The 26,825-nt window shown below is 30.4% G+C and carries 26 protein-coding genes and 1 tRNA gene; 18 read left to right on the plus strand and 9 right to left on the minus strand.

All coding sequences use genetic code 11. From position 1 onward, the window contains the following. Positions 1-183: 183 nt before the first annotated feature. Positions 184-438 carry a protein translocase SEC61 complex subunit gamma gene (locus tag F7B34_RS06685; protein WP_292461058.1) on the minus strand — a complete coding sequence of 85 codons (255 nt, stop codon included), beginning with the start codon at positions 436-438 and terminating at the stop codon, positions 184-186. A gap of 20 nt (positions 439-458) precedes the next feature. Then, positions 459-1,550, minus strand: a complete 1,092-nt coding sequence (gene ftsZ, locus F7B34_RS06690) for a cell division protein FtsZ (RefSeq protein WP_292461059.1) — start codon at positions 1,548-1,550, stop codon at positions 459-461. Between the two features lie 254 nt (positions 1,551-1,804). Here ftsZ and F7B34_RS06695 point away from each other — a divergent pair, with 254 nt between their 5' ends. The 7 genes from F7B34_RS06695 to F7B34_RS06725 all read left to right on the plus strand — a co-directional run bounded on the left by F7B34_RS06695 (position 1,805) and on the right by F7B34_RS06725 (position 8,342). After that, complete coding sequence (locus F7B34_RS06695) at positions 1,805-2,902, plus strand: DNA topoisomerase IV subunit A (RefSeq protein ID WP_292461060.1); 1,098 nt, start codon at positions 1,805-1,807, stop codon at positions 2,900-2,902. A gap of 54 nt (positions 2,903-2,956) precedes the next feature. Beyond that, positions 2,957-3,478 (plus strand): tRNA-intron lyase, encoded by a 522-nt coding sequence (gene endA, locus F7B34_RS06700; RefSeq protein WP_292461061.1) that lies wholly within the window; start codon positions 2,957-2,959, stop codon positions 3,476-3,478. Between the two features lie 66 nt (positions 3,479-3,544). Further along, positions 3,545-4,576: an L-sulfolactate dehydrogenase gene (gene comC, locus F7B34_RS06705; protein WP_292461062.1), complete on the plus strand. Its 1,032-nt coding sequence runs from the start codon at positions 3,545-3,547 to the stop codon at positions 4,574-4,576. A 71-nt stretch (positions 4,577-4,647) separates the two neighbouring features. Further along, positions 4,648-5,496: a protein translocase subunit SecF gene (locus F7B34_RS06710; protein WP_292461063.1), complete on the plus strand. Its 849-nt coding sequence runs from the start codon at positions 4,648-4,650 to the stop codon at positions 5,494-5,496. A gap of 45 nt (positions 5,497-5,541) precedes the next feature. Next, positions 5,542-6,714 (plus strand): preprotein translocase subunit SecD, encoded by a 1,173-nt coding sequence (locus tag F7B34_RS06715; RefSeq protein WP_292461064.1) that lies wholly within the window; start codon positions 5,542-5,544, stop codon positions 6,712-6,714. 164 nt (positions 6,715-6,878) lie between these two features. After that, entirely contained in the window at positions 6,879-7,880 is a 1,002-nt protein-coding gene (locus tag F7B34_RS06720; protein ID WP_292461065.1) for a flippase-like domain-containing protein, read from the plus strand. Positions 7,881-7,922: 42 nt separating this feature from the next. Continuing rightward, positions 7,923-8,342 (plus strand): DUF2120 family protein, encoded by a 420-nt coding sequence (locus F7B34_RS06725; protein ID WP_292461066.1) that lies wholly within the window; start codon positions 7,923-7,925, stop codon positions 8,340-8,342. A 34-nt stretch (positions 8,343-8,376) separates the two neighbouring features. On the opposite strand, the gene hypB is transcribed toward F7B34_RS06725, so the two are convergent. Next, a complete protein-coding gene (hypB, locus tag F7B34_RS06730; RefSeq protein ID WP_292461067.1) occupies positions 8,377-9,048 on the minus strand; it encodes a hydrogenase nickel incorporation protein HypB in 672 nt (223 codons plus the stop codon). 133 nt (positions 9,049-9,181) lie between these two features. Between hypB and F7B34_RS06735 the strand changes: the two genes are divergently transcribed. From F7B34_RS06735 to thsA, 4 genes are all read left to right on the plus strand, one after another. Next, the gene (locus tag F7B34_RS06735) at positions 9,182-9,760 is read left to right on the plus strand and encodes a site-2 protease family protein (protein WP_292461068.1); all 579 of its coding nucleotides are present in this window, start codon (positions 9,182-9,184) and stop codon (positions 9,758-9,760) included. 90 nt (positions 9,761-9,850) lie between these two features. Next, entirely contained in the window at positions 9,851-10,435 is a 585-nt protein-coding gene (locus F7B34_RS06740; RefSeq protein ID WP_292461069.1) for a rhomboid family intramembrane serine protease, read from the plus strand. A 21-nt stretch (positions 10,436-10,456) separates the two neighbouring features. After that, the gene (locus tag F7B34_RS06745; protein WP_292461070.1) at positions 10,457-11,179 is read left to right on the plus strand and encodes a ScpA family protein; all 723 of its coding nucleotides are present in this window, start codon (positions 10,457-10,459) and stop codon (positions 11,177-11,179) included. Positions 11,180-11,403: 224 nt separating this feature from the next. Beyond that, entirely contained in the window at positions 11,404-13,047 is a 1,644-nt protein-coding gene (thsA, locus tag F7B34_RS06750; RefSeq protein ID WP_292461071.1) for a thermosome subunit alpha, read from the plus strand. A 98-nt stretch (positions 13,048-13,145) separates the two neighbouring features. Here the strand turns inward: thsA and F7B34_RS06755 are convergent, their stop codons facing one another. Next, positions 13,146-14,468: a prephenate dehydrogenase gene (locus F7B34_RS06755; RefSeq protein ID WP_292461072.1), complete on the minus strand. Its 1,323-nt coding sequence runs from the start codon at positions 14,466-14,468 to the stop codon at positions 13,146-13,148. A gap of 156 nt (positions 14,469-14,624) precedes the next feature. Here F7B34_RS06755 and F7B34_RS06760 point away from each other — a divergent pair. From F7B34_RS06760 to hmdC, 7 genes are all read left to right on the plus strand, one after another. Continuing rightward, positions 14,625-14,698 (plus strand) — tRNA-Cys (locus tag F7B34_RS06760). A 267-nt stretch (positions 14,699-14,965) separates the two neighbouring features. After that, positions 14,966-16,030, plus strand: coding sequence for a 5,10-methenyltetrahydromethanopterin hydrogenase (gene hmd / locus F7B34_RS06765; protein WP_292461073.1), 1,065 nt, complete (start codon positions 14,966-14,968; stop codon positions 16,028-16,030). 98 nt (positions 16,031-16,128) lie between these two features. Continuing rightward, on the plus strand, positions 16,129-17,157 hold the full coding sequence (gene hmdB, locus F7B34_RS06770) for a 5,10-methenyltetrahydromethanopterin hydrogenase cofactor biosynthesis protein HmdB (protein WP_292461074.1): 1,029 nt from the start codon (positions 16,129-16,131) through the stop codon (positions 17,155-17,157). 222 nt (positions 17,158-17,379) lie between these two features. Beyond that, positions 17,380-17,748, plus strand: coding sequence for a hypothetical protein (locus F7B34_RS06775; RefSeq protein ID WP_292461075.1), 369 nt, complete (start codon positions 17,380-17,382; stop codon positions 17,746-17,748). Continuing rightward, entirely contained in the window at positions 17,735-18,238 is a 504-nt protein-coding gene (locus F7B34_RS06780) for a hypothetical protein (protein ID WP_292461076.1), read from the plus strand. The genes F7B34_RS06775 and F7B34_RS06780 overlap by 14 nt, the downstream gene beginning before the upstream one ends. Positions 18,239-18,341: 103 nt before the next feature. Further along, positions 18,342-18,908 carry a hypothetical protein gene (locus tag F7B34_RS06785; protein WP_292461077.1) on the plus strand — a complete coding sequence of 189 codons (567 nt, stop codon included), beginning with the start codon at positions 18,342-18,344 and terminating at the stop codon, positions 18,906-18,908. Beyond that, on the plus strand, positions 18,908-20,434 hold the full coding sequence (hmdC, locus tag F7B34_RS06790) for a 5,10-methenyltetrahydromethanopterin hydrogenase cofactor biosynthesis protein HmdC (RefSeq protein ID WP_292461078.1): 1,527 nt from the start codon (positions 18,908-18,910) through the stop codon (positions 20,432-20,434). Before F7B34_RS06785 ends, hmdC begins: the two co-directional genes overlap by 1 nt. 124 nt (positions 20,435-20,558) lie before the next feature. Here hmdC and F7B34_RS06795 read toward each other — a convergent pair whose 3' ends face one another. The 5 genes from F7B34_RS06795 to F7B34_RS06815 all read right to left on the minus strand — a co-directional run bounded on the left by F7B34_RS06795 (position 20,559) and on the right by F7B34_RS06815 (position 26,666). Beyond that, the gene (locus F7B34_RS06795; protein WP_292461079.1) at positions 20,559-21,740 is read right to left on the minus strand and encodes an RNA ligase; all 1,182 of its coding nucleotides are present in this window, start codon (positions 21,738-21,740) and stop codon (positions 20,559-20,561) included. Positions 21,741-21,825: 85 nt separating this feature from the next. Then, positions 21,826-22,485, minus strand: coding sequence for a PHP domain-containing protein (locus tag F7B34_RS06800; RefSeq protein ID WP_292461080.1), 660 nt, complete (start codon positions 22,483-22,485; stop codon positions 21,826-21,828). A 20-nt stretch (positions 22,486-22,505) separates the two neighbouring features. After that, complete coding sequence (locus F7B34_RS06805; RefSeq protein ID WP_292461101.1) at positions 22,506-23,786, minus strand: amidohydrolase; 1,281 nt, start codon at positions 23,784-23,786, stop codon at positions 22,506-22,508. Between the two features lie 74 nt (positions 23,787-23,860). After that, positions 23,861-24,181: a gamma-glutamylcyclotransferase family protein gene (locus F7B34_RS06810; protein WP_292461081.1), complete on the minus strand. Its 321-nt coding sequence runs from the start codon at positions 24,179-24,181 to the stop codon at positions 23,861-23,863. Between the two features lie 55 nt (positions 24,182-24,236). Continuing rightward, complete coding sequence (locus F7B34_RS06815; RefSeq protein WP_292461082.1) at positions 24,237-26,666, minus strand: DNA-directed DNA polymerase; 2,430 nt, start codon at positions 26,664-26,666, stop codon at positions 24,237-24,239. Between the last annotated feature and the right edge of the window lie 159 nt (positions 26,667-26,825).

The following is a 26,825-nucleotide window of genomic DNA, read 5'->3' on the forward strand; positions in this document are numbered from 1 at the left end:
TTTCCTGGCCAGTTGTGGTTCTAACGGCAAAAATCATATATATCACCAGATTAAATAATAAAAATTAGAAAAGTTTTTTATATCTATAAAAGCCATATTAAAACTTTTAAAATAGAATTAAACATCTTTAAAAGAAATTATAAAGTTTTCAAAAAAATATTAGGTATTTATTTTATATATATCTTATGGTTTTATAAAATCTTTAATGTATGTTATTGGAACATGTATTACATAGCCAATAGCACCAAGAAGGCATATTCCAAGGCCTGTTACTTTGGATACATTCAAAAATTCATCTTTTGTAGGTTTTCTTGAAATCATTAAAACCCTTTTACATTGATTTAGAAATGATTTTAATTCATCAATTTTTGTATTTATTTTTGATTTATTTATATTATTAGCATTGTTGGAATTATTCTTTTTTACCTCTTTTGCCATAATATTCCTCTATAAACTTATTAGATTGTAGGGATATCTATAAATACTTTCTTAGTTCCCTTGGGTGTATTAAATGGACATATACCTGAGGATTTTGTTCCAGTAATTATTAACAATACCCTTAATACATTCTCAGAATTTTCATCAATTGTAGTTCCCCAAATTATTTTTGCATTCTCATCTAACCTCTCTGAAACTGTTGAAACTATTTCTTTTGCTTCATCAAGGCTCATATCATCAGGACCTATTATATGAATCAGAGCTCCCGTGGCTCCATCTACATCAACACACAACAATGGACTGTTCAATGCCATATTTATAGCTTCTTTTGCTCTCTTCTCAGAGTCACTTTCGCCAATACCCATCATTGCTATACCGCCATTACTCATAACAGCCCTTACATCTGCGAAATCTACGTGTATATCCCCAACATTTTGAACTAAATCAATCATTCCTTTTACTGAATTTATTAATAACTCATCTGCAACTTTAAACGCTGTCCTCAAAGGCATATTTGGGACAATCTCTAACAATTTATCATTTGGTATAATAACAATTGTATCTGCTGCTTCTTTCAATTTATTCAATCCTGTAATTGCATTATCCATTCTAACTTTCCCTTCCATTGAAAATGGCAGTGTAACTACTGCAACAGTTAATGCACCCATTTTTCTGGATATTTCTGCTACAATAGGGGCTGAACCAGTTCCAGTTCCACCACCCAAACCGCATGTGATGAATACCATATCTGAATCTTGGAGTGCTTTTTTAATATCTTCTGCATTTTCTTTTGCGGATTCTTCACCCTTAGTAGGATCTCCTCCAGCACCTAAACCCCTTGTTAGGTTTCTGCCTATCAATACCTTTTTATCAGCTTTTGTTTTTATTAACTGCTGGGCATCAGTATTTATTGCCACAGTTTTTGCATCCTTTACTCCTTCAATTGTAAGCCTATTTATAGCGTTATTTCCTGCACCGCCACAACCTACCACTGTAATTCGAACTTTTGATTCATTTATTAATTCCAAAAGTTCTCTATCAACATCGGAGAGGTTATCCATATTTTCTTGCAAGGGATTATCTTCAATTGATATGTTTTTTAAGAATTTCAAGATATTACCTCCTAATAACTTATATATCTTATAATAATAGATATATATTTTTACGATAATGTTAAATAAATTATTTTAAAGGATTATAATATATAAATAATAATTATATATATAAACATAATCAATATTTTTATTTTTTATGTTATTAAATATAAAAATTATCATATAAAAATCATACTAAATATTAAACTACTATAATTTACATATATTTTAATTTATTTTTAATTTAATATATTAAGTTTAACGGTGGAACTATGATATCATCAAAAGCAAGAGAAGATGCCAAGAAAAAAATTATTGATGTTGCAAATCAGATGTATAATTGCTTACTTAATGGAAAAAGACCAAAACTCAAATTTCCAGTTAGAAGTTTAGCAAATGCTAAGTTTGACCGGGAAAGGGGAACATTCGTATTGATAGGCAAGGAAAAAGAGAGGACTTTAACAGTTAATCAGGCTAAAATATTTGCACAAACTGTAAAAATGATGGAATTTTCAAAAGAGCTTTTAGATACCAACGATTTTTCAACACTTAGGGAAGCATATTATGTTTCAAAAAACTGGGGAGAAGCAAGATTTGATGACCAGCAGCCTTCAAATAGTGTTATAGAGGACCTTGAAGCTGCTTTGGATTTTTTAAGAGAGGAACTTGGGTTTATACCTGAAGAAGATGGTTCTTCTGTTGTTGGACCTCTCAAAATCGTTGATAAATCACCAGAAGGAGAGGAATTAAAGATAGATTGTGAAAAATTGGGCACTGGTGCATACAACATCCCAAACGATATTACAAGATTGGAATTTGAAACAGATGCAGATTTTATACTTGCAATAGAAACAGCAGGTATGTTTGCAAGATTGAATGCTGAAAAATTCTGGAAAAAACACAATTGCATTTTAGCATCCTTAAAGGGTGTTCCAGCTAGGGCTACAAGGAGATTTATAAAAAGATTAAATGAAGAACAAGGTCTGCCTGTTTTAGTATTTACAGACGGTGACCCCTATGGTTATCTTAACATTTACAGGACATTAAAGGTAGGAAGTGGTAAAGCCGTTCATTTAGCTGAAAAACTTGCAGTTCCTGATGCTAGATTAATTGGTGTTACGCCTCAAGATATTATCGATTATGATTTACCCACCCATCCTTTAAAAGACCATGATATTAAAAGATTAAAGGATGGTCTAAAAAACGATGATTTTGTAAAAAGTTTCCCTGAATGGCAAAAAGCATTGAATCAAATGATTGAAATGAAAGAAAGGGCAGAACAACAATCTCTGGCAAAATACGGTTTAAAGTATGTTGTTGAAGAGTATCTTCCAGCAAAGATTGAAGATAAAAGAACATGGTTACCTTAATTAAATCGAAAATTTATACCACATATTATTTTATTTTTTAAATTAGGGGAAAATATGGCTAAAAAACCAATTATGGCGAAGCTTTCAGATGAAAGAGTTTTAATATTCAGTAGAGATGGTATTTCAAGATTAAATGCAAAAGGATACGGCGAATTAAATGATAATTTTTTATCCATTTCATTAATAGAATCTCTATATTTGGTTTCTAAAAACTGGATTAAGATTAAAAAAAAAGATAAATTTTTATCTTTTGAAGAATTATATGACTATGCACACAGCATTGATGAGAGATTGTGCATAAAATATTTAGTTTATAAAGATTTAAAAAATAGAGGTTATATAGTTAAAACTGGTTTAAAATACGGTTCTGATTATAGATTATATAGTAGAAAAAATATCAACGAAGTTCATTCTGAATATCTTGTTAAAGTTTTTTCCGAAGATAGACCTTGTGCTATTTCGGAGCTCACAGGTTTTGTAAGGGTGGCACATTCTGTAAGAAAAAAACTTATAATTGCCATTGTGGATGATGATGGTGATATTGTTTATTATAATATGGGATATTTACGACTTTAAATATATGATTAATATAATTAAATAAATAATCAAATAAATGCATAAATAACTAAATAAGGTGATACTTTGAAACTTATGCCAGAAAATGAGAAAAAACTTATTATAGATATCTTGATGAAATATGGGGTAAATAAAAAAGACGCAGAAACCACAGCAAATATATATGTTGAGGCGGATTTAAAGGGTTTTACATCGCATGGAATTGGAAGATTCCCTCAAACAATAATAGGTCTTGAAGTGGGAAATATCAAACCAAATCCAAAAATAAAAGTCATAAAAGAAAGCCCCGCAACTGGGACAATTGATGGTGGTATGGGATTGGGTTATGTAATTGGTGAAAAGGCAATGAATATGGCTATTGAAAAGGCTAAAAATGTAGGTATTGGTGCAGTTGCCACTGTTAATGCAAATCACTTTGGCATTACGGGACATTACTCAGAAATGGCACTTAACGAAGATTTAATAGGTATGGCAATCACAAACACAGAACCTGCAATGGCTCCCTTTGGAGGAATCAAAAAGATTTTGGGGACAAATCCAATAGCAATAGCAATTAAAGGAAAAAAACATAAATATTCTCTCGACATGGCTACTGCATCCATTGCCCGAGGTAAAATATACGAAGCTTTAAGAATTGGTAAAGAAATTCCAGAGGGCTGTGCAGTGGACAAAGATGGAAATATAACTACAAACCCAAAAAAAGCATTAGAGGGTAGCATACTTCCATTTGGGGGACCTAAGGGATATGGTCTTGCTTTGGCTGTTGAAATCATTTCAGCAATAGGAGGTGCCCAAATGGGAACAAATGTAAAGGGAACAGCAAATCCAAAGGACAAATGCACAAAAGGAGATTTCTTTATGGCAATAGACCCTGAATTCTTTGGAGATAAAAATGAATTCATGGAAAAAGTAGATAATCTTATAGAGGAGATAAAAAATTCAGATCCGGCAGAAGGATTTAATATATTAATTCCAGGAGAAATTGAAAAAATGAATATTGAAAAAAACAAAAATGGCATTGAAATAGATGATAAATTATATTATAAATTAAAAGATATTTGCGATAAAAATGGAATGGCTATTGAAGATTATTTTTAAAAATATATTTATATAATATTTTGTTAAATAAGAATTATTATTTATATTTATTATTAATTGGAGGGAATTAAATGAAAATAAACTATAAAGTAATGGCAAGTATTCCCATAATATTAACCATTATTTCGGCTGTTTTTGTATATGCCCATGGATTGAAGGAGAGTATCGATGTAAGCGGAGGTACAGAAATAACAATAACATCACCTAACAATGTAGATATCATTAAACTAAAAAATATGCTTCCAAATGGAGTTAAAGTTAAGAAATCCCAATCTGCATCTGGGACATTTGTTATAATAGATGCTGGAAAGAATACAGATGTATCTCAAATTGAAATAACTTTAAAAAAATTTTTTGGTGTGAATGATCTAAACGAGCTTCAATATTCACAAAAACAGATTGGAGCATCATTGAGTGAAAAGTTCTGGAGGGATGGATTTAAAGCTGTTGGATTTGCATTTCTCTTTATGGCTATTGTTGTATATCTTGTATTTAGAACGCCAATACCAAGTGCAGCCGTTATTCTTGCAGCAGTGTCAGATATAATAATTGCAGTTGGCTGTATGAGTTTATTTGGGATACCCATATCAACAGCCACAGTAGCAGCCCTTCTTATGCTCATTGGATACAGTGTTGATACAGATATTATGCTCACAACAAGGGTGCTAAAAAGAAGATTAGGAAGTTTAGATGAAAGAATAAAATCATCTATGAAAACTGGAATAACAATGTCTATAACAACTATTGTAGCTATGTTTGTATTGTATTTGGTAGTATCCTATATCGTTCCTGCTGCAAGTTTATTGAAGAATATATCTGCTGTTATATTATTTGGATTAATTGCAGACTTAATGACTACCTGGATGACAAATGCGGGAATTTTAAGATATTATGTTTCAGAGTATAAAGGTAGAAAATAAAATTTAAAAATCTCTATGAATTTTAAAATAATTGAGGGATATATTATGAAACTACTGAAAGATAGTAAAATACTAATCCTAATTGGATTTATTATTTTATCGATACTTTTAATATCTTTTAAAGGAATTTCCTTTGGGGTAGATTTAAGTGGTGGTTCTACAATTGTGCTAAAAACTAATGAACCCCTTTCAGAACAGAACATGACTGTTGTAACTACCATATTAACAGAAAGACTTAATGCAAATGGTTTAAGTGATATAACAGTATATCCAAGGGGAAATGATGAAATAATTGTTGAAATTCCAAAAAATGCTGATTTAGATAGAATAAAAAAGATTTTAACACAGCAAGGGGTGTTTATAGCTAAAATTGATAACATCACGGCATACACTGGACAGGATGTAGCTTATGTTGAAGAACCTGGAATAACACCATCAGGATATGGCGTAAGTTTTGAATTAACATCAGAGGGAGCCAATAAATTTGCAAAAGTTGCATATGGAAAAGGAGGTCATAAGGTTGAACTTTATATGGATGGCAAATTGGTAAGTAATCCCACACTTTCCCCAGGATTGGCAGACGGAAAACCCCATCCCGACCAAATAATTACTGTTTCAGGGAAAAATCCTACCAAAAATGATGAAGACGAGGCTTGGGCAATATATACCGCATTGAAATCGGGTTCTCTACCAGTTAAAGTTAGTATCGAATATGTAAATTCCATATCTCCAACACTTGGGAAAGATTTTATTAAAGGAGCAGGGATAGCTGGATTAATTGCATTTTTAGCCGTTGGAACTGTTGTTGCCATTAGATATAAAAAACCAATAATTGTGCTTCCTATTATGCTAACCTGTGCCTCTGAAATTTTACTTATACTTGGATTTGCGTCGGCAATTGGCTGGAAACTCGATTTAGCCTCAATTGCTGGAATCATAGCATCTGTTGGGACGGGGGTTGATGACCAGATAGTAATAACTGATGAAATATTATCAGGGGAATCGAAAAAAGTAAAAAAAAGTATTAAACAGGCATTCTTTATCATATTTGCAGCAGCAGGGACTACAATTGCAGCAATGCTTCCATTATTTGTTATGAGTATTGGAATGTTAAGAGGATTTGCTATTACAACAATAACGGGGGTATTAATTGGTATATTCATTACAAGACCTGCATTTGCAAGAATTGTTCAATATGTGGTAAAAAAAGGATATTAAACTTCTTCCTTTTTTATATTTTTTAAATTAATTAAAATAATTTTTAGAGTAATTATATCTAAAATTTAGGAGCACTATTTTTATTATGATATGCATTATTAGTAATTAGATGTAGAATGATATTTTATAATATTCTATAAAAATATTCTAAATTAGGGATGTGTATGGATATAAAGAGAATTTTAAAAAATATATTATTATATGGCATAGGCATTATTATCATATTGTTGATAATGTGGCATATAGGTATTAAAGAAATCATTGTAGTATTTTTATCTATGAATATATATCTTTTTTTAGTAGCATTATTTATGTATCTTCTAACTATTTTTATCATTGCGATGCGTTGGAGGTCCATATTACTAATAAATAATTGCAGTGCAAAATTTATAAATTTACTTTTGTTGATTTTAATGGGTCAATTTATAAACAACATAACACCATCTATGAAAGGAGGAAGTGAGCCATTTAGAGCATATTATCTTTCAAAATTAGAAAATATCCCAAATCATATTTCATTTTCAAGTGTAGTAATTGAAAGATTGTTAGATACATTGGTATTTTTAATATTAACATTTTTTGTAATTATATATTTTGTGATAAATGGAATTATCTATGTAAAGGAACTCATATTTGTATGGGTTGTTATTGGCGGATTAACTATTTTAGGTTTATATGTTATAATGCATAAAACACTAGCTTTTAAAATCGCATTAAAAATAGCAAAAATTGTAACAAAATATTCTTCAAAAACCATAAATGAAGATAAGATAAAAGAATCCATACGTTTATTTCAAAATAATATAAGATTTTTTAAAAATAATAAGAGTAAAATAATCATACCATTTATACTATCATTTGGCTGGTGGATTCTTGATATTATAAGAATATACATATTATTCTTAGCAATTAAATGTAATATTTCACTTTTAGCTGTATCCTCAACATATTTGGTGTCTCTTCTTATAGGAATTATTCCAACATTGCCTGGAAGTCTCGGAACCTCAGATGCTGTAATGATTGGTATGTATTCGCTATTTAATGTATCCTATTCAAAAGCCGCCGCTGGAACAATTTTAGATAGAATAATTTCCTATGGATTAGCCACAATAATGGGGGCTCTTGCATATGAAATAATAAAAAAGAAATTAAAAAATAAAAAATAATATAAAAATATAAAAAAAAAAGATAATAAATTTGGTGAAACAATGGTAATCAATATTATCACTGGAAGAATGATGAAATCTATTAAAGCATTTAAAGGTTCAAAACCAATTTATAATAAAAATGGGCTTTTAATTGTAAGGGGTGTTTGTAGAGATAAGGACTTTGAAAATTACGATTCAATTAAACAATATCTTGAAAGTAAATTGAAAGAAAATGGTTTTGAAATTATAGATAATGATGAGATGGTTTTATTTATGGAAAAAATAGATGATAAACTTGGGGAAGAAAGCACCATATACCCAGATACCTTTGGATTTGAGATTTTAAAAAAATCTTTTGAGGATATGGGATGTAAATGTGATTATGCCGTTGGAAAAAAAGGAGAGCTCATGCTTGGAATAAGTTTATGGTATGATAAAGTTAGAAGAGCTCCGAAGTTTGTAGAGGTTGTTTGTTGCTAAATTTATTTTTTTATTTTTTATTCTTTATATTTTATTATTCTTTTATTAATTCATTCCTTGTTTTTTCAATAAATTCGATGACTTTATCAATTCCTTCATCATTTTTTATCGAGGTTAATATTACATCCATATTATCGTTTAATTGTTCTGCATCTTTTTTCATCTTTACAGGGTCGGCACCAACGGCATCTGCAATATCTGTTTTATTTATAATAGTCAAATCTGCGGTTTTAAATATCATAGGATGCTTTTCAACTGTATCATCTCCCTCTGTAACGCTGACAACCACTATTCTTTTATGAGTTCCTAAATCAAAATCAGCAGGGCATATCAAATTTCCAACATTTTCTATAAATAATATATCGATATTGTCCAAATCTAAGTCTGTTAGAGCATGCCCAACCAAATGTGCATCTAAATGACATTCTTTTCCTGTATTCAAAGGTACAACTTGAACATTGTGGCTTTTCATTCTCTCAGCATCGTATTTTGCTATAACATCACCTGCAATACAGCCTATTTTATACTTGTTTTTTAAATTTTCTATCAATTTTTCTATAAGAAGTGTCTTTCCGCTTCCTGTTGCCCCCATAAAGTCAAAGGCAACTACCTTATATTTATTTAATAATTTTCTATTTTTATCTGCATGTTTTTTATTAGCTTTAAGTAAATCTTTTCCTATATCTAATATACTTACAAAATGCATGTTATCACCCTATAATTATATATTCAAACTCTAAAAATTATAATATTAAAACCTATTTATTAATTATGACATACATATAATATAATTTATAATAAATAAAAATATATATCGAAAATAAAATTTTGGTGAAATAATGGGGTATATAGACATATTTAAATTTAATTCCAAAGAAATTAAAGATTTATCTATCTCAACTTTTGCAATTGCATTAATATTTGCATGGTATGGTAGAGGAATACCCAATATAGATTTTTGGTTTATATTGCAATTTATTATAGCAGTATTTGCGGTTGGAAGTGGGTTTATACTTCATGAGTTAGCACACAGAACAGTAGCTCGTCATTTTGGAGCATGGAGTGAATTTAGGGCGTGGTATGAGGGATTAGCCATTGCATTGGTATTAAAAGTATTGTTGGGTTTTACATTTATAGCCCCTGGTGCAGTTTATATTTATAAGGATTATCTAACCACGGAAGAAAATGGACTTATATCCCTTGCAGGGCCTTTAACAAATGTTGTCTTGGCATTTATGTTTTATATATTAAATATTCCACTAATATCAAGCATAGGTTTTCATGTTAATTTATTCCTTGCAGCATTTAATATGATACCAATATACCCACTTGATGGAAGTAAAATTATAAGTTGGAATCCTTTAATATGGGGTGTTATATCGATACCTTTGTTTTTATGGGTTTTGGGAATTATTTAGAATTAACTATTTATTTATATTTAAGATATTAAAATTAAATTATTTATTTTATTTGATTTTTGAAATTAAAAAAATAAAAATGGTGAAATTATGAATTACACTATTTATATAATTGGAATATGCATTGTAATGTTTATATTTGAATTATTCTTTAACAGTTTAGTTCCCATCTTATCATTTAACCCAGCAAATGCGTTGAACATGCCTTGGCAGTTTATAACTGCAATGTTTATTCATGCAAATTTTATGCATCTGTTTGCCAATATGTTTGTATTATTTTTCTTTGGAATAAAGCTTGAAAGATTGATAGGAGGGGCAAATTTTATAAAGGTATTCTTTATATCCGGTATTGTTGGAAATATTGCTTATTTATTGTATTCAGATTACACTAACACATATATTCCAGCACTAGGTGCGTCAGGGGCAATTAGCGGTGTTTTAGGGACCCTAACAATTTTAGAACCAAATATGAAAATTGTAATGTTTCCTCTACCTATACCTATAAAACTCAAAACTGCAACAATGGTATTTGCTATATTTGAAATAATATGTGTGCTATTTTCAATATTACCTTCAATAGGTCACATATGTCATTTAGGTGGGTTATTCACTGGAATATTCTTTGGAAAAATGTTTAAAAAAAATACCTATAAATCAAATATATATTTTTATTAGCTAAGTTTATAGGTGCTAAATATGGAATTTGAACTTTGGATAAGAATTATAAAGGAAAGTATAGATAAAAAAAACATAGAACCTTGGAATATCAATATTGCGGAAATAACCGATGAATATATTAAAACACTTAAAGAACTTAAAAAATTTGATATAAGATTATCCGCAGATGTTATTCTCGTAGGTGGAATATTATTACGAATGAAATCTCAAATACTATATGGAGAATGTGAAAATGCATTTAATGAAGAAGAAGATGAAGAATTTGAAGATGAACTAGATGAACTCTCTGAAAATGAGGAGGATTATAACGAATATAAGGAATATGAAGGAAACTATAACGATGCTATTGTAAATACCACAAAAAAAAACAGAAAAGACAAAATGAATAATAAACATGCCATAAATATTGGTGCTAAACAGATAACATTTAACGATTTAATAAATACTTTAAAATCAGAGCTTAAAAAGGTTAAAAAAACAAAAAAACAAAAAAACAAAGGGGGAACTCCAGTTTATAGTATTATGGAGGATATGGAAGAGGAATATGATATTTCTGATTTGATGGAAAATTTAATATCTGAACTTAAAAAAGAAGGAGAGTTTGTATTTCAAAATAAATTTTCCAATAAAAAAGATATTATAAAAAATTTTTTACCCTCACTTTATCTTGCAAACGATGGTAAAATTGAAATTTTTCAGAAGAGTCTCTTTAAGGATATTATTCTAAGATGTAAAAATTAAAAAAAAGAATAATTCCATAAGAATAACATTTACATAATCTCTTTTGCATTCTTTAATTTAATTTTATATTTAATTTTTATATTTGTATATATTATAGTGTTTTAAAATAGCACACCTCAGTAATGTTTATATAGAAGTTCATAATCATATACATACCGTTAGAATAGATAATATAAATAAAAAAATAAAATAATCATATAAAAAATAAAAATTGAGGTGATGGTATGGCTCAGGCAACAAGTCAACCAATAGTCGTATTACCAGAAAATGTAAAAAGATATATGGGAAGGGATGCTCAGAGAATGAATATATTGGCAGGAAGAATTATTGCTGAAACCGTAAGATCCACATTGGGACCAAAGGGAATGGATAAAATGTTAGTTGATGATTTGGGAGACATTGTTGTTACAAACGATGGTGTAACAATCTTAAAAGAAATGAGTGTGGAACATCCTGCTGCAAAAATGTTAATCGAAGTTGCAAAAACTCAGGAAAAAGAAGTTGGAGACGGAACTACAACAGCCGTTGTTATAGCTGGTGAATTATTAAGAAAAGCTGAGGAATTACTTGACCAGAATGTTCATCCAACAATTGTTATCAAAGGATACCAGTTAGCACTTGAAAAAGCTCATGAAATATTAAATAACATTGCTATTGATGTAAAAGCTGACGATAAAGAAATGTTAAAGAAAATAGCAATGACATCAATCACAGGAAAAGGCGCTGAAAAAGCTAAGGAAAAATTGGGGGACATAATTGTTGAAGCTGTTACAACAGTTGTTGATGAAAACGGTAAAATCGATAAAGATTTAATAAAAGTAGAGAAAAAAGAAGGAACATCTGTTGACGAAACAGAATTAATCAGAGGGGTATTAATCGATAAAGAAAGAGTAAATCCACAGATGCCTAAGAAGGTAGAAAATGCAAAAATTGCATTGTTGAACTGCCCAATTGAAGTTAAAGAAACAGAAACAGATGCTAAAATAAGCATAACAGACCCTGCAAAGATGATGGGATTCATCGAACAGGAAGAAAAGATGTTAAAAGACATGGTTGATGAAATAAAAGCATCTGGTGCAAATGTTGTATTCTGTCAGAAAGGAATTGACGACTTAGCTCAGCACTACCTTGCAAAAGCAGGAATCCTTGCAGTAAGAAGAGTTAAAAAGTCAGACATAGAAAAACTTTCAAAAGCAACAGGGGCAAACATTATTACAAACATAAAAGACTTAACAGCAGACGACTTAGGAGAAGCTGGACTCGTATCAGAAGAGAAAGTTGCTGGCGACGCAATGATATTCGTTAAAGAATGCAAGCATCCAAAAGCAGTAACAATCTTAGTAAGAGGTACAACAGAACATGTTGTAGATGAAGTAGCAAGAGCTATCGATGACGCAATAGGCGTTGTAGCATGCACCATAGAAGATGGTAAAATCGTTGCTGGTGGTGGGGCAGCAGAGATAGAATTGGCTATGAGATTAAGAGACTACGCAGACACAGTAAGCGGAAGAGAACAGTTAGCAGTTAGAGGATTTGCTGATGCATTGGAGGTAATCCCAAGAACATTGGCTGAAAATGCTGGTTTAGATGCTATTGAAATGCTCGTAAATCTCAGAGCTAAACATGCAACAGATGGAAGCTCAACATATGGATTAAATGTATTCACAGGAGAAGTTGAAGACATGGCTGAAAATGGGGTTGTTGAACCATTGAGAGTTAAAACACAGGCTATCCAGTCAGCTACTGAATCATCTGAAATGTTGTTAAGAATAGACGATGTAATCGCAGCTGAAAAATTAAGTGGAAAAACAGGTGGAGAAGCAGGTGATATGGGCGGAATGGGAGGCATGGGCGGAATGGGCTACTAATAACCCTCCCATTACTTTCTTTTTTAGAAAAATATATTTATAAATTTAAATAAATTATATAAAAAAATAAGAGTAATAAATTAAAAATAATAAATTATTTAGTATCTCTCAATTCCTCCTATATTTTTCACAACTTCCAAAAATGATTCTTCTAATGCCTTCAAATCATCTTTTTTATAGGAGTATATTCTAAATGTAATGCTTTTAAATCCATTTTTAATATTGCTTCCTTCATATACATCTATAATTTCAATATCAAACATGCAGTTCAATAATTTCAAAATAATATCCGGATTCACTTCTTTTTTAAATAATACTGATATATCATAGTAATATTTTTTTAAATTTTGCTCTTTCCATTGTTTTAATTCCTCATCATTCATTAAAATTACATTTGCTATATTAATTTTTAAATCCTTTCCATTTTTATTTAGAATTATAAAATCACCAACAATATTCTTTACAATCCCAAAATGAACTTTATTTGAATATACATGCCTTAATCCAATTTCTTTACCTATTGATTTTTTGATTCTCTCGATTTCTTCGGTAATTGCACCAACTGCCTTATTTGAGTAATTCATACCCCTGATGGTTTCATTTCCAAAGTGTTTGGCAGCCTCTTTCATTATATTTGCAAACGATTCTCTGTCCTTTTTTTCCACTACCTGTTTTATATCATTACATTCTTTTATAAATGTTTCATGAATATGTTTTATTTGTGGATTGTGCATCTGAATATCTGCATATAAATAGGGATTCTGACCAATAATCCTTGCTATGATATTTATCATGAGCTCATATATTGGTGAGGCATATTTTCTTGATTCTTTAATATTTATATCCAATTTTTTTAAAGTTGCAGCAAGAGAAATATAAGCATAATGGGTTAAACCTTGAACAACACCCATAATCCTGTCGTGCTTCTCAGGAGATATTACAATAACCCTTGCCCCTTCCTTTTCAAGGAAATTTTTTATTTTATCAAACCATGGATTATTTTTATGCTTTTTGGAGGGTGTGAGTATTACAACCTGTCTTTTTAATGAAGGAGTAGCAGGCCCAAACATTGGGTGGGTGGGTATTACGCAAACGCCATCTTTTGCATATTTTTCCATGGCTCTTGATGGATTTTCTTTTATAGATGTGATGTCCATCAAAACACAATTTTCCCGCACGTGTGGGGCTATTTCTTGAATAACCCTTTCGGTAATATTTATAGGGACTGCAACCATTACAACATCTCCAATTTTAGAGGCTTCAATGTTGTCGTTGGTGTATTTTACACCCAATTCTTTTTCAACATTTTTACCTTTTATCACATCTCTTCCAGTAACTACTACATCAAAACCTTTATTTTTTAAAAATCTTGCAAACCATTTTCCTAGTCCATCTGTTCCGCCGATTATAGAGATTATCATAATAATTCCTTAATGTTTTTATAATTTTTTACTGATATCTACGATACCCGTCATGGTATATGTTATATTTATTTTAATATTTATAATAACATGACCAAAAAGTTTATATATTAGAATTGTATTTTTAATGTATGAATTAATTATATATATTGGTATGCCAGGGTAGTCTAGTCCGGCGAGGCAGCGGACTGCAGATCCGCTTCAGAAGGGTTCAAATCCCTTCCCTGGCTCTTTTATAATGTGGAAAAATTAATTTGCAGGATTTATTTTTGTACAATAATATAATCTATTTTAAATATTATATAATTAAACTCTTTTTAAAAGAGAATAATTTTTAAAAAATTTACTAAAATTTATAATCTTAATAACTTATAATCATTAAATATATTAATACCATCAATAATATTTTTTTTAGATATGTTAATACTTTAAATTAAATCGATAAGTTTTTATATTAATTTATACAATAAATTTATTACAAAAATTGAGGTGATATATTGAAAATTGCTATATTGGGAGCAGGATGTTATAGAACACACGCTGCATCTGGAATTACAAATTTTTCAAGAGCAGCAGAAGTTGCAAAGGAAGTAGGAATACCTGAAATTGCACTAACTCATTCTTCAATAACTTATGGGGCTGAATTATTACATTTAATCCCAGAAGTTGATGAAGTTGTAGTTTCTGACCCATGCTTTGCAGAAGAACCTGGATTGGTTGTTATCGATAAATTTGACCCAAAAGAAGTTATGGAAGCTCACTTAGCAGGAGAACCAGAAAAGGTAATGCCTGCTATTAGAGAAGCCGTTAAGGCTAAGGCAAAAGAACTACCAAAACCACCTAAAGCCAATATTCACCTTGTTCATCCAGAAAAAGTTGGATTAAAAGTAACATCTGATGATAGAGAGGCAGTGGCAGATGCAGATATTGTAATTACATGGCTGCCAAAGGGGGGAAGTCAGCCATCTATTATTGAAAAATTCGCAGATGCTATAAAAGAAGGAGCAATTGTAACACATGCATGCACCATCCCAACACCAAAATTCGCAAAAATTTTCAAAGACTTGGGAAGGGATGATTTAAATATCACCTCTTACCACCCAGGATGTGTTCCTGAGATGAAAGGCCAGGTTTATATTGCAGAGGGATTTGCACCAGAGGATGTTATCGAAGAATTTTATTGTATGGCAAAAACTGCAAGAGGGAGTGCATACAAGTTGCCTGCAAATTTAATCAGTCCTGTATGCGATATGGGTTCAGCAGTCACTGCACCAGTTTATGCGGCAATATTGGCATACAGAGATGCAGTCACAAATATACTAGGAGCTCCGGCTGATTTCGCTCAGATGATGGCAGATGAAGCTATCACACAAATGTTGGAATTAATGAGAAAAGAGGGTATTAGAAACATGGAAGATAAATTAGACCCAAAAGCCTTAACTGGAACAGCAGATAGTATGTGCTTCGGTCCATTAGCAGACATCCTTCCATCAGCATTAAAAGTTCTTGAAAAACATGGTAAAGATAACAAATGCGAGTGTGGATGTAATATAAAACCATAATATTTTACCAACATATTTAATTATATAACAATACTTTTTTATTTTATTCTCTTTTTATTTTTATTAAAAAAATTATAATTTTATATTTTGGTGATGTAATGAATTTTTCAAAAATAAAAAATAATTTTCAAGATTTAAAGAATGAAGAAATTGATGTAAAACAGGGATTACTGTCAAAAGAAGATGCTTTAAATTTATTCAGTATTGCCCATTGGAAGGACTATTTAAAATTATTTAGTATTGCATCAGAAGTAAGGGATTATTTTAAAAAAGAGATAGAAATTACATCAACAATACATATTACAAACATCTGTAAAATTCGTCCAAAATGTCTATACTGCGGTTTTGCCGCTGGAACTTCAAAAGAGGGATATTACACACCATTTAGAATATCAGATGAAGGGATAAAAAATTCCGCTATTGCAATAGAAGAAAGTGGAATATGTCGTGTAAGTTGTTCATCAGGTCATGGTTATGAAGGTAGGGAAGTATTAAGGGCTCTAAAAATAGTTAAAGAAAATACTAATTTAGAGGTTTTAGTAAATGCAGGTGCAGATTTAACAGAGGAATCTATAAAAGAAATGAAAAAATACGGCATAGACACCATTTGCTGTAATTTGGAAACTACAAACAAAGTATTATTTAAAAAAATAAAACCCGGCGAAGAGTTAGAGGATAGAATAAAAGTTTGTAAGTTGGTTAAAAAATATAATATAGAACTATCATCAGGTTTATTAATTGGGGTTGGAGAAAGTTATGAAGATAGGGTAAATCATCTCTTATATTTAAAAGAATTAGATGTGGATGAGATACCAATTATGGGATTCAACCCATACAAGGGAACCCCTATGGAAAATCATCCAAGATGTTCTTCATTGGAGCAGGCAAAGACCATTGCAATTGTAAGATTGATGTTTCCAAACATAAGAGTTACATCACCAACCCCCACGATAGGTGCTGAGCTCATGCAGTTTGCACTGATGGGGGGAGCAAGCAACATAGCAACTGTGATACCGGATAATCATCCTATGAATATAAAAGGAGTGGGAAATCCAAAAACGGGGAATTTAAAAGATGTAATTAAAATGATTAAAGAGCTGGGATTAACACCTAAAATAAAAAAATAAAAAAAAAGCAATAAAAAAACTTAATCTAATAAAATACATGATAAATGATGATAATTATGAGGGGGATAAATCCATTTATATTAAAATCTTATCCTTTTAATTTCTTTAATTATGTTATTTATTGCAGTATGTATCCACATGAGCTCAGCAGTTATAATATTTATAGCTACAATTTTGTTTATATCAATAATTTATGCCTATTCCTTCATAAAAGTGGGGAGGATGAACAAAGGTAAAATACTTAAAAATAATAAGCCAAATTTATCTAAATTAAGATATGAGTCATTTATAGTTATAACGTTGGGAATTGCACTTATATTATACTACAAAAATATAATACCCATATGGTTGCCAGTAATACTTATAATATCGGACATTACATATAAATTATTGGGAAGATATAGTTTCCAGAAACCACCCATTAAAGTATATGAAAAAGGCATTGTTTTAGGGGATATTGCATTCTATACATGGGATGAATTAAATATACATAAAGAAGGGGGCAGGGTAAAAATAAAGATAAAATATATTCCAAAGGAAATTGTTTTGGATAAAAATGTATTAAGGGGTGTAAATTATGAAAGGAATTAATCCTCTTTATTTTAAACTAATAAACACAGCCACTATATTATTAATATTAGTGCCTTTAATGCTTCATACTGTTGATTTTAAAACTGCTATTTTTGTGGCAATATTATTGGGCGTAATTATTTTAATAGGAATATACTACAATTGGAAAAAAATTTCAGAAATAGATAAAGGGGACATTGTAAAATCGGTAAAGGGAAAAATCGGAAGTTGGCACTATTTTTTAGTCGGGCTGTTGCTGGCAGGAGTTGGAGGATACTTAATTATAACCATAAATTCGTGGATTATAGGAGCTCTCATAATATTATTGGGGTATATTATATCTAATTTTAACCATACATATAATATTATAATTTATGAAAAGGGGGCAGTATTTGATGGATTGGCATACTATACATGGGATGAAATTAACAAAATTGATAATGGGGGCAAATTATCATTTAAAATAAAAAATATTCCAAAAGAAATAGTTATTGTAGATAAAGGTAATTAGAAATAAGGTGGTTTGATGATAGGGGTAAATCCAAATAAATTTAAAAATATAAAAATTATTAAAAATAATTATTATTTTAAATTAGATGAGATATTGGGATATTATGAAAGTTGGTATAACCAAAATGTATAGAGATATTGCAGAAATAATTGGTATTGAGGACTACGATGTAATTAATCCATACAACAATGAACTAAAAGAACATTATGATTTATTGATTATTTCAAAAGGGTATAAGGAAAGAGTGGAAAAACTAAATCCATATCCTATTTTTGAAATAAAATCCGCCACATTTGATGATTTAATTAATAGTATGAATGGGTTGAAGAAGTTGAATATCGGAGATTCTAATAAAATAAAAGATTACATTGAAACCATCAATAAAAAGAAAAATGAAATTAAATCCCTAAAATACAATAAAAATGTAAAAATTAACTCAGAAACAGAATTTATAAAAAAGATTATAGTTGATTTGGACATCAGCCTTTCAGATGATGGAATTTTGATAATTCCTGATTATATGATTGATAAAAATACAAATAATAAAAATGATAAAAGAACTCATAAAATAATCTTACATACTCACAGATACGATTTAAATACCCTTGAAAGAATTGAAGATAGGTATTTATCCATTATAAAATCCATTAATAAATTAGCGGTGGAATAATGAAAGATATGATAAAAAATGCAGTAAATGATTTGGATGCCTGTTTAGAATTGAGAAAAGAGGTTATTGAAAAAATAACAAAAAATAAACTATCTGAAAAAGAAATAATAGAAATAGTCGATACAGTTGATGATTTAAGTATTGAGGAAATCCAAAAGCTTGGAAGTAATTTTAGAAAATTCCCCCTTGGATGCGATTTAGTGGAAATTGGCATAGGTCCATGTGCCTCATCATTGACTTTAACGGAGTTCATGGAGAACTGCATTTTAACTGATTATTTGGGGTTTCCAATACATATATGTGCATATGCACTTGGAGATATTGCGGAAAAAGAAGGCATGACGCCATTGGAAGTTTTTAAAACTATCCACAATAAAATCAGGGTTCCCATTGATTTAGACCATTTTGGAAAATACGGAGCAATGAGGTTTCCAAAAGAGATTACCCACTGCATGGGCGAGTGTTATTACAAAGGACCGCCATACATGGGATGTCCGAAAAATAGAATACACAAACGACTTATCGACAAAGAAAAAGAATATTCCTATGAATTTTACGACTGGGTAAAATTATCATCTACTGTATGTATTAATGTTGTGGGGGAACAAGGCGGAGAAGAGCATGCCGCACCGTTGGATGAGATGAAAGTTGTTGCAGAAGCTGCTAAAAAATACAGCAGAGGATTGGAAGGTATATTCCATATTGGAGATGGATACGACGATCTAATCACTGGTTTAAAATCATGTATCGATTTGGATGTGGATGTGCTTGTTATTGAAGGAGCTCCGTTTAATAGGGCAAAAGATAGGTTAAAAGCATTTGCAAAGGCAGTTGCAGTATCCCGTATATTGGTAAAAGGAGGGGTGGTTGCCACCAATGGTGCATATGAGGATGAATGCAGAATAGGGCTCAGGAGTGGTTTAAATGTAATATTAAGTGGATTCAGCGGGAATCATCATGGTTATATGTGTGGCTACTCACCAAAAACTGCCAAACGAGGAAACTTTGGAGTCCCGAGAGTTTTAAGAATTATTAAGGAAGAAATTGAATACAATAAATTGGATACCCGCATACTGGATAAAAATATATTGAAAGCAATAGCAAAGGGAAGCAAATTTTTAAACTACAATAATGAGAGCTTAATTTATCCAAATAATTTAGGCGGGCATTTTATTGGTGATGCTCACTGGGTAGCAGTTAAAAACAGCAATTTATACAACAATATCCACAGCAAGACAATTGACGACATTGGAGAATGGAATAAATTAGGTTTATTGGGTGGTAGATATATAGCATGGGGAATGGCAAAGGTATTAAAGCCGGAGGAAGTTTATATTAGCGATGCTAACAAATGGGTGGAGAAAACCACTGTAAAAATATTAAATGATGCTGGAATAAACGCCTATGGATGTAATGGAGACGATAAAAAAGTAATGGAAAATGCCGATAAATCCTTTATCACTTCATTTATTCCCGAGATAGTTCTAAGAATAAAAAATAAAATTAATGCGGAAAGTTTGATTTAAAAAAACATCCTCAGCTACCCCAGGTCTCATCTTATACAGCATCAGCAGGGATGACTCTCATCACCGGATGTTTTTATATTTTATTTATTTTCTCTTTTTCTATGTTTTACTTATAATTTTTTATCTACCACAAATTTCCATCTAAGTGGCTTTTTATTTTATCGTTGGTTGAATTATACATTCTTCCTATTTTAACTTTGTGCATTCCATTTTCTAGTTTTTGTTTTTCCTTTATTGTATATGCAATATGGAGTTTTTTCAAATATGCTAAAAACTCATTTAAATCTTCTTCACTATCTAAATATATCTCAAAATCCTCTGTAATAAATTCACCTTTTGAAATATTTTTTATAGTATCTACCATTGGATAAAGTATTGATTTTCCTATATTTTTTGCCCTTTCCCCCATTTCTTTTTCATCTTCATTGAATTCGAATGACTGATATCCCTCCCTAACTAATCTGCTGAACATAAAATCGATACCTAAATCATATACATACCTAAATGCCACAGATAAATCATTGCACTGGGTGTAGTGAGTGGTGTATTTTATAGGGTTTATTAACATGTCAGGGTCTTTTAAAACTATCCCCTCCCTTTTTTCTTCATTTAACTTTAATATTATTTTTTTTATGTGCTCAACATTCTCTTTATCAAATACCCCAATTGGTTTTACATAGGGGAGCCCATATTTTTCAAGTATTTCATCCTTTTCCGTTATTGAAAGTGGCTTATTTGTTTCCCTATGCCTTACATCAAATATATAAAACCCTAAATTCTCAATAATTTTATTATTTTTATCCTTTTTCTCAATTAACACATTATCAACTTCTGGATAATAATGGGGAACATAGGGATTGTTTAAACCTATCATCTCACCACAAAGCATTAAATCAGGAAAATCGTCCAATATATTCGTATTTAAAAACCTTAATGCTTTTTTTGTCGTGAATGGACAAATTCGCCCTCCTCGCGTAATTGCCACTACTCCATTATCAATTTTTGCTATCCTCACATTGTATCCGTCTAGTTTTTCCTCAACAACAATTTTATCAATAAAATAATTTTTTAAAGTGGGATAAAGCATCATTGCACGCCTTATTTTTGGATAGCCCATCACAATATCCATATTATTATTTAAAAATAAAACCGTCCCCCTCTCAATATGCCTGAGCTTCTTTTTAAATAAAAGGTATTTTTTATTATCATACTCATCAAAAGAAATTATTTTTCTTTCAAATGCCTTTTTTATGTCCGATTCATCTAATTTCAACCTTTCCGAGACCTTTAAAATATCAATATCCATAATAATCACAATTATGTTTATATGTATTTATATTTACATATCTATATTTATTTTATTATTTAATTTGCTTATTTTATATCCTATTTTATATCTTGTTTTTTATAATATTCAATTTCCTTAATTTTTTAGACACTTTGCTAAAAAACAGAATATTTAATGGGGTTCCCAATTTTGTATAACATTTTGGCTCTTTATTCTTTTTTAGTGCCTTTAAAAATTCCTTTGGATTGTCTTTATCAAATTCATCAACTTCCATATATGCATTGCCGAGCTCCCATGGAAAATGGGAATCGCTCCCTACACCCATTAATAGATTATTTATTTTAGCATATTCATAAGCCATTATATTTGGTTCCTCTTCTATGCATCGACTATTAAATACCTCGACAATATCGACTCTCTTAATAAATTCTTTATTATTTAACACATCAAACCTACACAGCGCTCTTCTTCTCCTCCCATCAAATGGATGAGGTAGATAAATCAATCCACCCTGCTCCTTTACCCTATCCATCGCCTCAAAAATATCCTTTTCATTTATTTGTTCGTTTAAAAATGCCCCGATAAATTCTCCTTTTTCTGTGGCTATCTCCTCTCCCGAAATCCCAAAATCCACCTTTGTCAATATATTATGGTCTGCTATAACGGGCAGTATTTTTTTCACCGAACATACTTTTTTTAGAAGTTTTATGGGATTTATTGAACATCTGGAACAAATCGTATGGACATGCATATCAACTTTCATTTATTTTTCACCGAAATAATTTAATTAAATTTTTCCTTTATTTTACCTATCTTTTTATAAATATTGTTTAAAAACTTATCCCCGAATATGAATTTTTTATTTTCCAATAATACTCTTCCATTCACTATTACAGTATCCACATCATTTCCATTTGCAGAATATACAATATTTGATTTTATATTATTTACTGGTCGTAAATGAGGTGCATTGAGGTCCAATAATACAATGTCGTTATTTTCAAATCCCAATATTTCACTGTCAAAAGCCATCTTCAAAACTGTGTCGATATCTCCCACTGTTGGGTCCCATCTGTGTGCTTTGTGAAGTAATGCGGTGATTTTCATCTCTTCCAAAATATCTAAATTGTTGTTGCTCGCAGGTCCATCTGTTCCAATGGATACTTTTACGCCCTCATTTAACATCTCCACAAGGGGCATAACTCCACCGCTGGCAAGTTTCATATTACTTCCAGGGCAGTGGGATACTTTCACATTATGCTTTGCAAGTTTTTTTACCTCATCCTTTGTAATCCATACACAGTGAGCTCCTATTACATTGCTATCCAACACCCCAATATTTTCCAAGTATTCAATAGGTCTCATTTTTATATTATTTTCCATTTCCACTACTTCGTATCTAGTTTCAGATATGTGGGTGTGCAATAAGGTGTTGTATTCATCGGCTATTTCCTTACATGTAGTATATGTTTCCTTTGAGCAGGTATATGGAGCATGTGGAGCTATTGCTGGTTTAACTATTTTTTCATCTTTATGCTTTTTTATAAACTTCTCCGCCATCTTTAAAAGTTTGTTTAGGTCCTTACTTTCAGGAGTTCCAAAGTCAATTATTGGAAAACTTATTACTCCTTTCAATCCAATTTCTTTTGTGGCTCCCAATATCTCTTCCGAAAAGAAATACATTTCATTAAATGATGTAATCCCAAACCTAAGCATTTCAAGACCTCCTAAAAAGGAGCCATAATAAACATCTTCTTTTGTGAGTTTTGCTTCATTAGGCCATATTTTATCATTTAACCAGTTCTGTAAAATCATATCATCGGCAATTCCTCTTAAAAGTGTCATTGGGATGTGCGTATGGGTGTTTGTTAATCCTGGCATTGCACATTTATTTTTTCCATCGATTATTTTTAAATCCTTCTTGTTTAGGTTTTCCTTTTCCAGAAGGTTCTTGCCAATTACAATTTTTGTTTTTTCATTTTCTTTTTTTATTAAGATATCAACACTTTCATAGACATTTAACTCTTTATCAACCACATAATTTAAATTTTCTACCAATATCATCATATTATCACTAAAATTTGTAAATTATTTTATAAATATAACATTAAATTAAAAATAAAAAGATATATTAAATATTAATTTCTTATATAAACAAATACATCATATTTATTTCCTTCATTATCATAGGCATGGGTTTTTTTCCTGAAATAATACTCTCCTTCATCCTCATAATCGTCAAATATCTTTAATTCATCTTCTGATATACCAAATAAAATAATTCCTTCGACAACTGAATTTTCTTTTTTCCTAATGCCATAATAACCTATATTTTGGTCAAAAAACTTTTCAAATCCAATTATTTTTCCTTTTTTCATTTCTGGAATCCTATTTATCAATTTCTTTAATCTCTCTTTTTTCATTAATTCCCCATAGGCAAATACATTGATTTTATCCATTATATCCCATATTTAGCTTAATATTAGCTTATTATATGCCTAAATTATCAATAACTTAAAAGAAAAACCCATCCAATGTAATTTGTTTATCAATGTTTCGGAGCTCATCCTTTGAAATACCTAATGATTCCATTATTCTCAATACTGGCGGTAAAATTTGGTTATCAATATAATATGATGTATCGTAATCTTTTGCATCTTCTGGAAGGGTTGCTCTTTCACTTATGGATTTGTTTCCACTGACAATTATATACCCTATCACATCCCCTATGTTTAATCTTCCGCCTTTTTTTAATATTTTTTTGGCCACTTCAACATGGGGTGCGGTGGTTTTATATTCGTTGATGTCCTTTGTAAGTTGAGTATATATTATTAAATCTTTTTTATCGATTTTTCCATTTCTTAAATCGGTTATTGTGTTTCTTATAATAGTTTTTGCCTTTTCAATATCCCCTTCTTTTAATAGGGTTTCTAAAACTGCTTTTTGAGTTTTCTTTGCAATATTCGACCAGTCCCTTCTTACAAATTCCAATCCTTTTATTGTTATTTTATCATTTTCATCGATAAGTGCATACCTCTTTTTTGTGATAAATATGCCCCTTTTATAGTATCCTTCGAACTCTAACTCCATATCTTTTGGAAGTTTTTCATTTATTTTGTTTAAAAATTCATAGGTTTTATTTAACAGAGTTTTTTTATCGGTGTTTTTATTTAATACTGCATATAATCCATCAGTATCTGAATATATTACTTTAAATCCGTTTTTTTCTGCCTCTTCAATGGTTTTTTGGATATATGTTCTGCCCAAATGTGTAATTATTTCGGCACATTCCTTTGAATACCACCGAGCTCGTGGATAGGCCATATATCCATAATGACTATTTGCAAGTATCTTTAACGATTTTTGTTCATAATTTAGGAGTTTATAGTATTCATTTTCATTATTTTTATTTTCTTTATCTTTATTATTAATTTCTTCCCCACTGCTCTTTTCCTTTAAAATTTTTTTAATTATTTTTCTCCTTTCAATTAAGTTTCTCAATACCATTGGGATAAGTCCAGTCCTTTTTTTACAAAACCAGTGCCCCAGTATCTTTTCGGATGTATCTTCACAGCATTTGCAGTCGATGGTATCTGGACTTATATTGTAGCTTATTATGATGGATGGATATAAAGCTCTGAAATCCATGCTCACAATATTTTCATGCATGCCCTTAATTGGCTCCTTTACATATCCTCCCTCATAGTATTCCCTTAATCTTTTTTGATATTCTCTGTTTGAAGGTTTATTTGGAGCTAAAAAGTTATTTTTAAATGAATGCTTTAATAAAAGATATTCAACCATCTGGCTGCTTCCCATTCTGCTAACTTCAAATAGTGTTTGATTTACAATTCTTGAAAACATGACCTCCAACGGCAAAAAATACTCTCCAATTTTATAGGTATAATAGGCATCTTGGAAAGAGTATTCAACGAGATTTTTATCCATATTATTCCACAGATTCGATATATTTTGATGCCCAACTTCCAACTTATGCACTCCAAAGAGCTCATAACTTACATCCTCTAATTTATACTTTGTTAGATTTAGGGTTCTTCTTGCTATTGGATATAAATCAATATGCACCTTTCCCGGAATATAACTTCTTAAATGAATTCCCCCTCGTGAAATCTTTATTTTTTGTTTATGCTTCTGTGTTTTTGTTTTTGTTCCTATTTCTGTTTCTTTATCTGCGGTTCTGTCAAAAAATACATCTATTCCAAAATGCTCAGCCCTCCTTTTTAAATAAGGAAAATCAAAGTTATCGCCGTTGTAGGTGTATATTATATCGTAATCTTTTAGGATGTCAATTGTTCTTTTTATGAGCTCTTTCTCATCCTTTACCAGTTCCACATATTCATGCTCAAAAGGTTTGTATGTTATTACTTTTTTTAAGTCCTTTGAACAAAAACTTGTCATCAATATGGGATTTTTTTCTGGGTCAGGTTCTCTACCTTCGCAATATACTTCCATGTCAAAAGAAATGGTTTTTAATTCTGGTAGGTTATTATTTGCTATTGTTCTGGTTTCATCCTCAAAATCATAATAGTATGTTGTTGGGACTATATCATTATCAATTAAATATCGCTTTGTAAATGGGATGTCGTGTTCATATACTTCTCCGAGCTCCTTTAACACCCTTAGTTTTGGAACATCTTTCGGATACTTCACAGTGATTTTTGTAAAATTCCTTTCAATTATCCGATTTTTTAAGTCGTTGAGGTTGCTGTTTATAATTATTCTTTTTACAGTTTCAAGGTCTTTTATATAATTTAGGAGATTTTTTTTATCCTCATCGCTATTTAAAAAGTCATTTATTTCCTTTATAGTAGCATCCACATAAAAATATGGTTTAAAATTAGTATCTTTTAAAATTCTATTTAGCAGATATAGATAGATACATTTGTCTTCTGAATCGTAATTTATATCAATAAGGGCATTCATACTTACACCAAAATACACCAAAAATATAAAAATGTGAAATATAATTATATTTAGTTTTATATTACATTTATATTTTATATTATATATCAAACCCCTTTTTTAATTTATTATACTGATTATAATAATTTTATAATTTTTAATTTAAACGCTGCGTATCAT

The organism is Methanothermococcus sp. (assembly GCF_015523155.1).
Lineage (GTDB): Archaea > AGJL01 > Methanococci > Methanococcales > Methanococcaceae > Methanofervidicoccus.

Excerpts from the sequence above, each read along its gene's own strand:
- F7B34_RS06725 (WP_292461066.1), top strand. The coding sequence starts at position 7,923 with ATGGTAATCAATATTATCACTGGAAGAATGATGAAATCTATTAAAGCA.
- F7B34_RS06805 (WP_292461101.1), bottom strand. The coding sequence starts at position 23,786 with ATGATATTGGTAGAAAATTTAAATTATGTGGTTGATAAAGAGTTAAAT.
- F7B34_RS06740 (WP_292461069.1), top strand. The coding sequence starts at position 9,851 with ATGAATTACACTATTTATATAATTGGAATATGCATTGTAATGTTTATA.
- hypB (WP_292461067.1), bottom strand. The coding sequence starts at position 9,048 with ATGCATTTTGTAAGTATATTAGATATAGGAAAAGATTTACTTAAAGCT.
- F7B34_RS06710 (WP_292461063.1), top strand. The coding sequence starts at position 4,648 with ATGAAAATAAACTATAAAGTAATGGCAAGTATTCCCATAATATTAACC.
- F7B34_RS06695 (WP_292461060.1), top strand. The coding sequence starts at position 1,805 with ATGATATCATCAAAAGCAAGAGAAGATGCCAAGAAAAAAATTATTGAT.
- endA (WP_292461061.1), top strand. The coding sequence starts at position 2,957 with ATGGCTAAAAAACCAATTATGGCGAAGCTTTCAGATGAAAGAGTTTTA.
- F7B34_RS06775 (WP_292461075.1), top strand. The coding sequence starts at position 17,380 with ATGAACAAAGGTAAAATACTTAAAAATAATAAGCCAAATTTATCTAAA.
- F7B34_RS06735 (WP_292461068.1), top strand. The coding sequence starts at position 9,182 with ATGGGGTATATAGACATATTTAAATTTAATTCCAAAGAAATTAAAGAT.
- F7B34_RS06755 (WP_292461072.1), bottom strand. The coding sequence starts at position 14,468 with ATGATAATCTCTATAATCGGCGGAACAGATGGACTAGGAAAATGGTTT.
- F7B34_RS06685 (WP_292461058.1), bottom strand. The coding sequence starts at position 438 with ATGGCAAAAGAGGTAAAAAAGAATAATTCCAACAATGCTAATAATATA.
- F7B34_RS06745 (WP_292461070.1), top strand. The coding sequence starts at position 10,457 with ATGGAATTTGAACTTTGGATAAGAATTATAAAGGAAAGTATAGATAAA.
- F7B34_RS06715 (WP_292461064.1), top strand. The coding sequence starts at position 5,542 with ATGAAACTACTGAAAGATAGTAAAATACTAATCCTAATTGGATTTATT.
- F7B34_RS06810 (WP_292461081.1), bottom strand. The coding sequence starts at position 24,181 with ATGGATAAAATCAATGTATTTGCCTATGGGGAATTAATGAAAAAAGAG.
- hmdC (WP_292461078.1), top strand. The coding sequence starts at position 18,908 with ATGAAAGATATGATAAAAAATGCAGTAAATGATTTGGATGCCTGTTTA.
- F7B34_RS06785 (WP_292461077.1), top strand. The coding sequence starts at position 18,342 with ATGAAAGTTGGTATAACCAAAATGTATAGAGATATTGCAGAAATAATT.
- F7B34_RS06720 (WP_292461065.1), top strand. The coding sequence starts at position 6,879 with ATGGATATAAAGAGAATTTTAAAAAATATATTATTATATGGCATAGGC.
- thsA (WP_292461071.1), top strand. The coding sequence starts at position 11,404 with ATGGCTCAGGCAACAAGTCAACCAATAGTCGTATTACCAGAAAATGTA.
- hmdB (WP_292461074.1), top strand. The coding sequence starts at position 16,129 with ATGAATTTTTCAAAAATAAAAAATAATTTTCAAGATTTAAAGAATGAA.
- F7B34_RS06815 (WP_292461082.1), bottom strand. The coding sequence starts at position 26,666 with ATGAATGCCCTTATTGATATAAATTACGATTCAGAAGACAAATGTATC.
- F7B34_RS06780 (WP_292461076.1), top strand. The coding sequence starts at position 17,735 with ATGAAAGGAATTAATCCTCTTTATTTTAAACTAATAAACACAGCCACT.
- F7B34_RS06800 (WP_292461080.1), bottom strand. The coding sequence starts at position 22,485 with ATGAAAGTTGATATGCATGTCCATACGATTTGTTCCAGATGTTCAATA.
- F7B34_RS06795 (WP_292461079.1), bottom strand. The coding sequence starts at position 21,740 with ATGGATATTGATATTTTAAAGGTCTCGGAAAGGTTGAAATTAGATGAA.